The sequence below is a fragment of the Myxococcus hansupus genome (assembly GCF_000280925.3).
In the GTDB taxonomy this organism is placed as follows: Bacteria; Myxococcota; Myxococcia; order Myxococcales; family Myxococcaceae; genus Myxococcus; species Myxococcus hansupus.
In genome coordinates this window covers 1,425,377-1,437,495 of record NZ_CP012109.1, presented here as the reverse complement: position 1 = coordinate 1,437,495, position 12,119 = coordinate 1,425,377, and the positions used below count along the sequence as shown (strand labels likewise).

At 70.9% G+C, this 12,119-nt stretch carries 9 protein-coding genes; 1 reads left to right on the top strand and 8 read right to left on the bottom strand.

The window, feature by feature from the left end; genetic code table 11:
• Positions 1–19 precede the first annotated feature (19 nt).
• Positions 20–1,012 carry a L,D-transpeptidase family protein gene (locus tag A176_RS05930; RefSeq protein ID WP_044889614.1) on the top strand — a complete coding sequence of 331 codons (993 nt, stop codon included), beginning with the start codon at positions 20–22 and terminating at the stop codon, positions 1,010–1,012.
• A gap of 54 nt (positions 1,013–1,066) precedes the next feature.
• Here A176_RS05930 and A176_RS05925 read toward each other — a convergent pair whose 3' ends face one another.
• The 8 genes from A176_RS05925 to A176_RS05890 all read right to left on the bottom strand — a co-directional run bounded on the left by A176_RS05925 (position 1,067) and on the right by A176_RS05890 (position 12,049).
• Positions 1,067–2,443 (bottom strand): DNA/RNA non-specific endonuclease, encoded by a 1,377-nt coding sequence (locus A176_RS05925; RefSeq protein ID WP_226994210.1) that lies wholly within the window; start codon positions 2,441–2,443, stop codon positions 1,067–1,069.
• Between the two features lie 148 nt (positions 2,444–2,591).
• A complete protein-coding gene (locus tag A176_RS05920; protein WP_002634505.1) occupies positions 2,592–3,149 on the bottom strand; it encodes a gamma-glutamylcyclotransferase in 558 nt (185 codons plus the stop codon).
• Positions 3,150–3,204: 55 nt separating this feature from the next.
• Entirely contained in the window at positions 3,205–4,962 is a 1,758-nt protein-coding gene (locus tag A176_RS05915; protein ID WP_002634506.1) for an ATP-binding protein, read from the bottom strand.
• A gap of 75 nt (positions 4,963–5,037) precedes the next feature.
• Complete coding sequence (locus A176_RS05910) at positions 5,038–7,542, bottom strand: serine/threonine-protein kinase (RefSeq protein WP_002634507.1); 2,505 nt, start codon at positions 7,540–7,542, stop codon at positions 5,038–5,040.
• Positions 7,543–7,642: 100 nt separating this feature from the next.
• Positions 7,643–8,422, bottom strand: coding sequence for a hypothetical protein (locus A176_RS05905; RefSeq protein ID WP_002634508.1), 780 nt, complete (start codon positions 8,420–8,422; stop codon positions 7,643–7,645).
• Positions 8,419–9,702: an ABC transporter permease gene (locus tag A176_RS05900; protein WP_002634509.1), complete on the bottom strand. Its 1,284-nt coding sequence runs from the start codon at positions 9,700–9,702 to the stop codon at positions 8,419–8,421. Before A176_RS05900 ends, A176_RS05905 begins: the two co-directional genes overlap by 4 nt.
• Positions 9,699–10,400, bottom strand: a complete 702-nt coding sequence (locus tag A176_RS05895; protein ID WP_002634510.1) for an ABC transporter ATP-binding protein — start codon at positions 10,398–10,400, stop codon at positions 9,699–9,701. Before A176_RS05895 ends, A176_RS05900 begins: the two co-directional genes overlap by 4 nt.
• Complete coding sequence (locus A176_RS05890; protein WP_002634511.1) at positions 10,397–12,049, bottom strand: hypothetical protein; 1,653 nt, start codon at positions 12,047–12,049, stop codon at positions 10,397–10,399. Before A176_RS05890 ends, A176_RS05895 begins: the two co-directional genes overlap by 4 nt.
• Positions 12,050–12,119 lie beyond the last annotated feature (70 nt).

Below are 12,119 nucleotides of genomic sequence, written 5' to 3'. Positions count from 1 at the left end.
GTTTGCACTGAGGCCGGGGATGACCTCATCCATCTCGCCATCGCAGGCACGCATCGCGTTCCCTCCACCTGACGCTCCAGCCGCGGCACCACCCCCCGCCCTAGGGAAGACAGGACACGGACTCGAGACTGCCTCCCGCATCACCGTTACCCCAGGCCCTCAGCCCGCCCGGGAGGCACGTCCACCGTCCGAGACACCACCGTCCATGGACGGCATCGACCGGCTCGCGCGAACGCCCCTGCCCCCGACCAACGCGCGCTTCACCGGCCTGCCGCAGTTGGCCGACGTCGCGTCGGGAGCGCAGGTGCTCGGCCCGGGAAGTCGGGGCGAGGGCCTCCGTGCCATTCAGTCCGCACTGCTCGACATGGGCTTCGCTCTGCACGGCGGCGCGGACGGAGTCCACGGCGAACACACTGCCCGCGCGCTCCGGAACTTCCAGGTCCATGCCGCGAGCACCTTCCCCACCGTTCTCCCCACGGGCACGCTGGATGCCGCCACGCTGCGCGCGCTGGATGCGCTGGCTCCAGCTCCAGGGATGCGCGGGCAGTCACGCGCCCTGCCCTCCGCGTTCTTCGACGGCCAGCCCGTCCGCGTGGTGGTCGCGCTGCGCGAGCACCGGACGTTCCTCTTCGACCCCCGTGGACAACTCGTGGACATCTTCCCCAACGCCACGGGCGCGACAGCCTCACCGACCCGCACGGGCCTCAAAGTGGTCCGCACGAAGTTGGATCAACTCGCCACCGAGGCCGCGGGCGCGCGGCTGTGGAACGACCGCCACGTCTTCGGCGTGCGCATGCTCGACCTCTCCTGGGCGGATGGCCGGCACTCGGGCGAGGAGTTGCACGGGACGAACCTGCCGTCCCTGCTCGGCACCGACGTCTCGCACGGCTGCATCCGCCACTCGAACGAAGCCGTGCGCGTGCTGCACGATGCGCTCTCCGTGGGAGACCGCGTGGCCGTCGTCGAACACGTGGACGACCCGCACCTGGGCGTTCCGCGCCCCGTGGCCTGAGGGACGCCCACGCCCATGCGCACGGCGTTCACGAGGAAGCGAGGCGCCTCGCGGTCAGTTGCCGGGCGCGAAGCGGAAGAGGCTGGCCGCGAAGTACAGGCTGTTGCGCTGGAAGACGCCCTCGTTCGGGGTGCCCTTCTCCAGTCGGTCCTGCACGCGCTGAGGCAGGTTGGCGTAGAGGTCCTGCCCCAGCAGCTCCTCGATGCGGTCCACGGGGACGCGGTGCGCGTCGAGCAGCGGAAGGATGTCGTCCTTCTTCGACGGCCCGTCCTTCGAGTTCGGCACCAGGTACGCGTACATCGTGAGGTTGCCGTTCGGCAGCTCGTGGAGGACCGTCTTGAAGTTGTGCGTGGGCACGGCGAGGCGGCGCGCACCGGCCCCCGTCGTCTCCCGCGCCTCCGGCGGCAGCGGCTGCCCCTGGTCATCCAGGTACAGGTTGCCAGTGACGATGTACGCCTTGCCGCCCTGCGCGTTCACGAGCCCCGAGACGCCCTGCTCCAGCGTGCGCCACACCTGCTGGTTGTGGTTGCCGTGCTGTGGGGCGATGTTGGTCATCTGGTGGCTCTCGTTCATCGCCTCCTGCGTGGGCGAGTCCTCGGCCGGCTTCATGTGGCCGCGGTCGAAGCCGGTCCGCGTGTAGTCCGAGTCCGTCACGCCGTCGCGGCCCAGCTCCGGGTCGCGAACGAAGGTGCTCTCCAGCCGGGACACCGTGGCCGGCGTCTCCCGGATGTCCGACGCGGACAGCATGTAGCTCACGAACGTGGGCACATTCGCGCCCTGGTCCAACGACAGGCGCGAGTACTCCTTCACCAGGCTGAGCGCCTCCGAACCGGCGTCGCCCGTCGGACGCAGGGGGTCCACCTCACCGGCGGCCTCGGCCACACGGCTCTGCAGCGCCGCCATCTGCTGGTCGGGCACCCAGCGCGTCTCGGCGTGCTTCCCGGCCTTCGACGCCTGGATGAACGCGTCCAGCTCGTCCGCGCTCAACTGGCCATCGCCGTTGCCGCCCAGAAGGTCCGCGCGCTTCGCCACCGTGGCCTGCCAGCCACTGTCGAAGGCGTCCACATCCACCGCGGCGCCGCCCGCCTCCGCCAGCTTCGCGTCCAACGCGGACCGCTTCTGCTGGAGCGCCGTGGACGTCAGGTACTGGCCGTCCTCGGGCGCGGAGAGATAGGCCTCCAGCTCGGCTGCGGACACCTGGCCGTTGCCACCGCGCGACTTGCTGGTGCTCGCGGCGTCCGCCGCCTGCATCAGCCCCACCTGCCAGCTTTCGTCCTTCCAGCCGAACTTCTCCTGAAGCTCGCGGATGGACACCTCACGCGCGGTGGAGCGCCGCCAGCTCCCACCGGGCGTCGTGACGGCGTTCGTGGACGGAGCGGCCGATGCCGGGCGCGGAGGGACTGCTCGCGTCGTGGTGGGTCGCAGCGTCATCCGGAATGTCCTCGGGGCCGACGAGGAGAGACACGAGGTGGGGCCCCGCCTACCCATCGTCGGCCGTTCGCCGCGCCGAGTTGCGTCACACCTCCGTTTTCTGACGGAGAAGAAGCATCGAAGCGCCAACCCACACCTGGAGTTCGACCTACCCCTTCCGCCCAGGGACCGGGAGTGGGTGCGCGGCGCCGGGCCCCGCCTTCTGGAGGGCCTGGACGATGCGGGCCTCCGCCTGGAGCCGCTCCACGTGCTCGGGGAACAGCCCGGCCTGCTCGGCGGCCAGCGCCAGGGTGACGAGGAAGGCCTCACTCACGGCCCCCTGCGCGGGCGTGGTGGGCGCGGGGGGCGTGAAGGCCTGCGCGGTCAACACGGCGCCGGTGAAGCTGCGCACCTTCACCGGCCGGACCTCGGAGGCGCCGGCCATCGCGGCCTCCAGGCGGGCCAGCGCGTCCCAGTCGGCCGCGTCCACGCGCCGGAGCATGCCGGGCAGCTTGCGGCCTGGGGCGTCCACCAGCCGGGCCACCTTCCCGCCCCAGACGGGCGAGGCCACGTCGTAGACGACATCCACGTCGAGCGCCTCGGCCAGCTCGCCCTCCAGCACGTCTGGAATGGGCGGCAGGCCCGGGAGGCGCTCATGCGCCGTCACCGGGGCCAGGTCGAGGGAGAACGCGAACCAGGGACGCGGGGCAATAGGGCCAGCAGCCATGCCCCGAGTCTCAGCGGGCCGGGCCTCCAGGACAAGCGCCTGGAGGTGCGGCGCGTTACTGCGACTCCAGCAGCGCCTTCAACTCCCGCACGCGCCGGGTGATGTAGTCCCGGTCGAGCTGACGGAAGCCCTCGGGCAGCAGCTCGCGGCTGGTGCACTCCTGCACTGCCACCAGGTTCTGCAGCTCGATTTCCAGCGGGTAGCTGGGCGGCACGAAGTCCGCGAGCACCGCGGCCAGGTCGTCCTTCGTCACGGCCTCACGGCCGTCCGCCAGCGCGCGGAACTTGGAGCGCACCATGACGGCTTCGATGTCCGCGCCGCTGAAGGCGCGCACGCCCTCCGGAATCAGCGTGGAGAAGGACTCGATGCCGTCCACGGAGACGCCCGTCTTCTTGGACATGACCTGGAACAGGTCGTCCCGCTCCGCGTCCGTCTGCGGATAGAAGAGCGCCAGGTGCTCCTCCGCGCGCCCCTGCCGCTTGAGGTCGATGGGCAGCAGGTCCGGCCGCGCCGTCATCAGGAACCAGACAATCTTCCCGCGGTAGAACGTGTTGCCCATGAACGAGGCGATGGAGCCGAACACGCGGCTGCTCGTCCCGGAGTCCCCGCCAGAGTCGCGGTTGCCGAGGAACGTGTCCGCCTCGTCGATCATCACCGCCACCGGCCACAGCGCCTTGAGCAGGTTGAAGATCTTCTCGAGGTTTGCCTCGGTGACGCCCTGCCACTGGCTGCGGAAGTTGAGGAACTTCACCACGGGGATGCCAATCTCCCCGGCGAAGCAGCTCACCATGAACGTCTTGCCCGTGCCCACGGGGCCCGCGAGCAGGTAGCCCATGGGCATGACCTCGATGCGGCCCTTCTTCAAGGCCGCGGCGGCCTGCCGCAGCATCTGCTTGGCCTTGGCGTGTCCCGCCACCGCGTCCAGCGTGTGCACCGGCTCGATGAACTCCAGCAGGCCGTGGCACTCCGCCTGGATGATTTCGCGCTTCTTCTCCTTGAGCAGCTCGGAGGTGATGCGCACCTCGCGCTCGAGCGCCTCGGTGAGCACGCGGTCCAGGTTGATGCGGGACAGGCCCGCCGTCATCTTCGCCAGGCCCGCCAGCGGCACGTCCGACACGGACTGGAGCCGCTTGCCCTCCAGCTTGTAGCGCACGTACTCCAGCCGCTCCTCCTCGGTGGGCAGGGGCAGCTCGATGGGCGCCACGTACGGGTTGCGGCTGATGCGCGGCGACACGTCCGCCAGGTTCTCCGCCAGCAACACCACGGACACGTCGCCCGCGAGGAACTGCGGGTCGTGCGCCCACTTGTCCAACGTGGCCACCACGAAGCGGTCCTCGCTGGACAGGTGGCTCATCTCCCCGCCGGGAACGAGCGTCTCCGCGAAGTCGATGATGAGCGCCAGCGAGCGGCCCTCGCTCAGGCGCATGCGCAGGAAGTTCTCCAGAATCTGGAGCGCGCGGCCCGGGTCGCGAGGCATGACCTTCGCGTAGTCCGTGCCGTACATGGCGTCGTAACCCGCCATGGCGCGCTGCAGGTCCTTCTGCGTCTCCGGCGTCGAGGAGCGGATGCCCGACGAGCGGTCATAGAAGATGACGTGGTCCCGGCCGCCAAAGAGCTCCTCGGAGAGGAACGTCTTGAGCGTCCCGAAGCCGCGCCCGCCGTCATCCAGTTGCAGCGGCTGCAGGTCGCGCACGGCCCCGTACAGCAGGAAGGCGCTGACCGTCTTCGTGTAGTACTTCCGGGCCAACTGCTGGGCCCAGCGCGGCAGATCCGCCAGCGGATCCGCCTTGTTCACCTTGCGCACCTTGCTCACGAACTCCCGCCTCCTCTCGCTCCACCGCGTGGGGAGCTGGCGCGCCCGCCCCCCGGTGGGGAAGCGGGCGTTCGGCTAACGGCAGCGCGGCTGCCGCTTGAGGGAAACGCTCGCGGTGGCCGGCTCATTGCCTGGCTCCGCGTCCGGAACGTCCACCTCTGCCTCGTTGTGGCACTTCAGCTTCAAGGTGAGCTGCCGGGCGTTGGGGGACACCTGCACGACGGCGGGCGTGACAGCGCCCATGTCCTTGCCGTCCACGAAGATGGTGGCACCGGCCGGCTTCGACTCCACCTTCACCGCCATGCGCGTCACCAGCGGCTCCAGCTTGAGCGACAGCTCCACCGGCCCGCCGCCAGCCACCGGCACGCGCTTGGACACGGGCTTGTGGCCCGGCGCGCTCATCTCCACCACCCACTCCGAGCCGTTGATGGGCACGTCCTTGATGTACGCGGCCGTCTTGCCCTGCTCGCGCACCACCCGGCCGTCCACCTTCACCTCGGCCGACGCGGGCTCCGTGGAGAGCACCAGGGCCGCCGTGCGCACCAGGCTCTCCAACGCCGCCTGCACGGGCGTGACGTCCTTGCCCGCGGAGACCTCCACCGTCTTGGTGAAGGTGTTGTAGCCCTCCGCGCTCACCACCACCATGACCTTGCCGGCGGGCACCTCGCGCAGCAGCGTCGCGCTGCCGCCCTCCAGCGGCACGAGCTGCGTGTCCAGGCGCACCTGGACCCGGTTGCGAACCTCCGCGGGGATGCTCTGCAGGTCCACCAGCACGTAACCCACGCCCGGGCCCGAGAACGCCCACCCGAGCAGGACCAGCACGAGCACCGCGGCCACGCCCGCGGCCCCCATGATCAGCTTCTTCTTCTTGGGGTCCTTCGGCACGACAGCGGCCATCCCGCCGGTGGGGCGCTCCTGCGAATCATCCTCGTCTTCGTCGTCCTCGTAGGCGGGAGCCACCGGCGCCACGGGAGGCGCGGGCCGCGGCGGCGGGTCCGAGACCACGGGGACGTCCCGCGTCATGCGAGGCAGCCCGCCACCCCGGCTCGTCCGAGGCGTGGGCCCCGCCGAGGGGGGAGGCGGCGGCAGCGCTTCCAGGGGCGCCAGCGTGGGCACCGTCGTGGAGGGCCGCACCACCGGGATGTTCGCGTGCGACAACCGGGGCGGGTTGGACGGGGACAGCGGCGCGGGCGGCGGGATGACCGCCGTCCTGCCACTCACGGGGCCGTCCTCGTCCCCCAGGTGCGGGGCGGGCGTCTCCAGCGGCGTCACGGCGCGGCCCACGGCGGCGCCCGGCTGCGTGGTGGGCTCCGGCGTGTCGGCGAACTCGTGGTCGCTGGACACCAACTGCGTCGCGCCGCCCTCGTCGTCGTCGGGCGGGGGCGCGGCGGTGGCGGCCGTCAGCTTGGGCAGCGCGGCCAGCGTGGGCGAGCGGCGCACGCCGCCCGGGGGCACAGCGGGCATGGAGCCCGTCATCCGCGGCTGCGGCGCCACGGGCTGCACCACCGGCACTGCGGCGGGCGGCGGCGGGGCCGGCTGGATGGGGCTGTTGAAGGACGCGGCCTCCAGCGCGGCGCGCATGCCCTCGGGCGGCTTGATGTCCGCGTAGTCCAGCAGGCGCTGCTTCTCGCGCTCCACGTCCTCCGCGAACGTGGACTTCATGTACTGCGCGAGGTCCTTGCGGCTGAAAATCGTGTCGCTGGTGATGAGGAAGCGCTGCAGGTCGTCGCCCAGCTCGCTGGCGTACTGGTAGCGCTCGTCCACGTCCTTGGCCAACGCCTTGAGGACGATGCGCTCCAGCACCTCCGGGATGCGCCGGTTGTACGTGGTGGGCGAAGGCACCTCCGCCTTGCGCACCTTCTCCAGCACGCTGAAGTCGCTGTCGCCCACGAAGAGGCGCTCACCGGTCAGCATCTCGTAGAGGCACACGCCAATGGCGAACACGTCCGAGCGCCGGTCCAACGGCAGGCCGCGGATCTGCTCCGGGCTCATGTAGCCGAACTTGCCCTTGAGGATGCCGGCCTGCGTCTTGGTCGCCTTGCCGGCCGCCTTCGCGATGCCGAAGTCGATGACCTTGACCTCGCCCTCGTAGGACAGCAGCACGTTCTGCGGCGAGATGTCGCGGTGGACGATGTTCATGTCCCGCCCCATCCCGTCCTTCTTCCGGTGGGCGTAGTCCAGGCCCTCGCACATCTTGGACACGCAGTAGGCCACCAGCGGCACCGGGGCGGGCTCGCCCTTCTTCCGGCACCGGTCGAAGATGGCCCGCATGTCCTTGCCGGGGATGTACTCCATCGAGATGAAGTAGCTCCCCAGGATGTTGCCCAGCTCGTAGATGGACGCGACGTTGGCGTGGGTCAGCTGGACGCTGATCTTCGCCTCGTCGATGAACATCGAGATGAACTCGTCATCCTCCGCGATGTTGGGGAGGATGCGCTTGATGGCGACGAGCCGCTCGAAGCCGCTCGCGCCGAACTGCTTCCCGCGCCACACCTCCGCCATGCCGCCAATGTTGATGCGGTCCAGAAGGAGGTACTTCCCAAACGGGATAGGCTGCCGCTTCGGTTGAGTGGTCGTCACGTGTGGGAGGGTCCGTTCTCAGCGAGCCTATCGATCGGGGCTCCAAGGGGTCAACCTCGTGAAAGCCCCGTCCAAACTGACCAGGCGGGCAAGCGGCGGATCAGGGCCCCGCCCGGGAGGTCCCCGCGTCCACGTCAACGGAAGGTGACGACGGCGACGCCTGGCTGTCCCGGAATGCGGTTCCTGGCTCCGCCTCGTCGGGGGGAATGGGCCGCGCCAGGAGGAAGCGCGCCTCGCCCCCGACGGACACAATGGCTGGAGAGCCGAAGCGCACCTCGGCGGGCAGCCCCACCAGGGTGATCCACGCCCCCAGCCGTTCGGGAGCGACGCAGTACATCAACGTCCCGGGCCGGACGCCGGGCGCTTCGCGGACCGGTCCGTCGCAGTCCTTTCGCACCTGGAGTGCGTACGAATTGAGCGTCTCACCCCGCACCAGGTACGGCGGCCGGCCCAACTCCTCCAGCATGGGTTGAAGCATACGCGGGTCATCCGGCACCTCCAGGGCGGAGGTGCGCTCCTGCACCGATTGGTGGAAGCGCTGGATGGCCATGGACGCCATGTCCGTGGAGGTCAGCGGCGTGCGGCTCTCCGACAGCACGAGGTCCACGAAGAGCGCGCCCACCAGGACGATGGGCAGCAGCCGGTAGCCCTTGAAGCCCTCCTCCTTGCCCTGGAACAGGCCCACCAGCAGGGCCAGCGTGGCCAGCGTGGCCACGACGAGCACCACGGCGGGGCGCTCCAGCGACGGCAAGGCGATGAAGGCGGAGACATCCGCGCTGCGGGCGCGCACGGCGTCGTAGAAGTCGCCTCCGTAAATCCAGGCGATGGCGATCAGGCTCAGCGCGTTGCCAAGCAGCGTCTTGCGTGAAGGAAGTTTCATCCGGCGAGCGTGCGTGCGGGGTCGGTGGCGGCGGCGCGGCGGCTGGGAAAATACGCGCCCGCGAGCGCGGCGACGAGGCCCAGCAGGACCCCGCCAGCCACCACCGGCCAGGGGAAGGAGAAGAAACTGTCGGGCTTGAAGGGGAAGTTGGGCAGGTGGCTCGCGGCCAGCGTGTTGACGCCCAGCGCCAGCAGGAGCGCGGCGGCCGTCCCTGAGGCGCCCCCCGCGAGCCCCACGACGGCGGCCTCGGCCAGGACGATGGAGCGCACGTCCGCGCGCGAAGCGCCCACCGCCTGCATCACGCCAATCTCCTTGGCGCGCGCCCGCACGGACGCGGACAGGGCATGGGCGATGTTCACCGCCGCGAGGACGCAGATGAGGATGGAGAGCAGCGCCAGCGCGGAGGTGGTGAGGGCCACGGCCGCGCCCGAGTTCTCCGCCATGCGGCGATCCTGGTCGTCGATTTCCAGCCCCATGCCCTTCACCGCGTCCACGATGGCGGGCACCTGGCTGGGGTCGGTCGCGATCAACGTGACGCCGGAGTAGTTCTCCGCGTCCATGTTGAACGCGCGGTTGAGGCGGACGGCCGCGTCCAGCGGAATGGTGATGCCCGCCAGCAGCGCCCGGTCCGACGCGCCCACCACCTGCGCCTGCGCGGGCTGCGTGGCCCCCGACGCGGCCGCCGCGGCGACGTAGGAGCGGTTGAACTCCACCGGGAAGCCGAAGCCCACCAGCATGTTCGCGGAGAGCTGCGGCAGCTTGCGCGCCGGGGCGAACGTCTTGTTGTACAGCTCCAACAGCCGCGTGGAGACGAGCGCCGGAATCGGCTGCCCCTCCCCCGCGTCCTTGAACTCGCCGAGCTGCACGTCGCCCTGCACCAGCTCGGGCTCCACGCCCAGCGCCAGCACCTCCATGCCCATGCGCAGCTTGCTGCCGAAGAAGACGCCGTCGTAGCGCGTCACCGCGGGCACGCGCACGTTCATCTTCCGGTACGCGGCCTCCACGCCGGGCAGCGCGCGCAGGCGCTCCACGGTGGGCGCGTCCAGCTTGCCGCCGCCCAGCAGCGAGCCCAGCGACACCGAGGGCGGCACCACGTCCACCAGCCGCGCGTCGGTGGGGAAGATCTTCTCCCGGATGACCGTGCCGACGCCGAGCCCCAGGCCCACGAAGAACACCAGCGCGCCCACGCCCATCGCCACGCCGAACGCGGAGAAGAACGCGCCCTTGCGCTCCCGCGCGAGGCTCAACCGGACCATCCGCGACAGTGCGTCCAGCCTCATGGGGCACCTCCCGCGGCCACCTGCGAGCCGGTGCGCTCCTCCACGAGCCGCCCGTCCTTGAGCCGCAGCACGCGTCCGGCCGCGGCGCTCATCCGCTCCTCATGGGTGACGCACAACACGGTGAGCCCTTCTTTGTGCAGCTCCTGGAACAGCGTGATGACGCCCGAGCCGGTGGCCGCGTCGAGGTTGCCGGTGGGCTCGTCGCACAGGAGCAGCTTGGGCTGATTGAACAGGGCGCGAGCGATGGCCACGCGCTGCCGCTCGCCGCCGGACAGGCGCACCGGCGCCCGGTCCTTCTTCGCGCCCAGGCCCACGCGCTCCAGCAGCGCCTCCGCGCGCTTGCGCGCATCCACGGGCGCCGCGCCGAAGTGCGAGGGCAACAGCACGTTCTCCACCGCGGAGAGGTTGGGGATGAGGTGGAAGGACTGGAAGACGAAGCCCACGTGCGCGTTGCGGAACCGGGCCAGGGCCTTGTCGCCCAGGCCCCGCAGCTTCACGCCGCCCACGGACAGCTCGCCGCGGTAGTCCACGTCCAGGCCGCCCAGCAGGTGCAGCAGCGTGGACTTCCCGCTGCCGGACGAGCCCACCACCGCGACGAACTCCCCTGCCGCCACGTCCAGCGACATGCCGTCGAGGACGCGCACCTGGGTGCCGTCACCGTCCACGTACTCCTTCGAGACGTCGCGGGCTTGAATCACGGCGCGGCCGGAGGGGTGGAGGTGGCGGCCGCGGGCGCCAGCCGCAGGGACAGCTCCGCCTGGAGTGCCTTGTCCTTGCGGGACACCGCCAGCGTGACGGCGCGCAAGTCATCCACGGCCTCCAACCAGCGCACGGTGGTGGCCTTGATGGCGAAGCCGCCAATGCCCCACGCCTCCGAGGGCAGGTTGCGCACCGCATCCGCCAGCCGCCGCAGGTCCAACACCGCGCTGAAGGCCGCGTCCTTGCCCGCGTCCTTCAGATCCGCGGCCACCGGCCCGTCACCCGAGGGCTTCGCGACCGAGGCCAGCGTGGACTCCAGCCGCGCCTTGGGCGAGGCCACCACCAGGCGTCCATTGGGCGCGAGCGCGAAGTGCGCGCCTTCGCCCGCGCGATAGGACGTCAGGTACACGCGCTGGCCGCCCAGCTCGGAAGGCTCCACCTTGGCGCCGAAGTCACCGGCGATGCGCGGAAGCTGCTCCAGCGTGGTCTGCATCTTCGACGCGTTCTCCACGTCCGAGAGCGCGACCAGGTGGACGAAGCGGAACGGATTGGTGCGGCGCAAGTCCAACACGGGCATGCCCGCGCCCAGGTTCACCGTGGGCGACAGGGACAGCCCCACCACCGTGCCCGGCTTCAGGTTGTCGAGCACCTCCGCCTTCATGTCGAGGCCGCTGTTCTGCACCGCGCGGGTGAGGTACCCGCCCGCCAGATACGGCCACACGCCGTCCAGGTGCGACGGGTCACCCCGGAAGTGGGCCACCAGGAAGCTCTCCGCGGGCAGCGACGCCGCGAGGTTGCCGCTGGACGCCACCGCGTCCAAAGCGGCCAGCGACGCCTGCGTGTCCGGCCACGGCGCGTCCGCGCGAAGCGTCACCGCGGCCGCGTCGATGACGCCCGTGAGGGTGACGCCCTGCACGGTGCCCGGCGGCACCAGCCCGGCGCCACCGGGGAGCCAGACGTGGAAGTCCCTCTCGGCGGGGAGGCGCTGCAGCGAGGCGGCCATCACCGGCTCCTTCGCCAGCGAACGCTCCTCGGGCTGCGTGGCCAGGGTGCCCAGCGTGGCGACGGAGGGCCCCGCGCCCAGCAGCGCGAAGCGGGTGCCCTTGATGAAGAAGATGCCCAGCGCGGGCGCGGCGGCGCCGGGACGGCCGAAGGTGACGCTCTCGCCGCCATCCACGGTGGCCTTCTTCGTCTCGGACGCGCCCAGGCGCGTGCGCGCGAAGTTGCCGAACGTCTCCTCCAGCTTGCCGGCGTCCTTCACGCCCACCACGGAGATGGCGCGGCTCGGGCCGAGGAACGCCGCGCCCGCGCCCAGCTCCGGCGCGATGCCCGCGGCCTCCAGCGCCTGCCGGCTGCGCAGGTCCACGCCAATCTGGCGCATCACCGCGGTGACGTAGCCTTCCGCGGTGGAGAAGTTCTGGAGCTGCGCGGCGAACGACGCCGCCTTCAGCTTCTGGAAGCGGGCGAGCTTCTCCCCCAGCGCCCCCAGGTCGTTGATGACCACGGCGGCCTGCGCGTCACGCGGCAGATAGCGGGCCACGCCCGCCGTCGAGGCCGGGGCGGCGGTGTCCGCGTCCTTGCCACAACGCGAGCAGCCCGCGACGGCGAGCACGAGGAGAAGGGACGGAAGCCAGACTCGGCGGAGCATGCTGGCACCTCAGGATGCCTGGGAGTGAGAGTCAACCGATTCGTGGGCGCCGCCACGCCGGTCCGGGAGC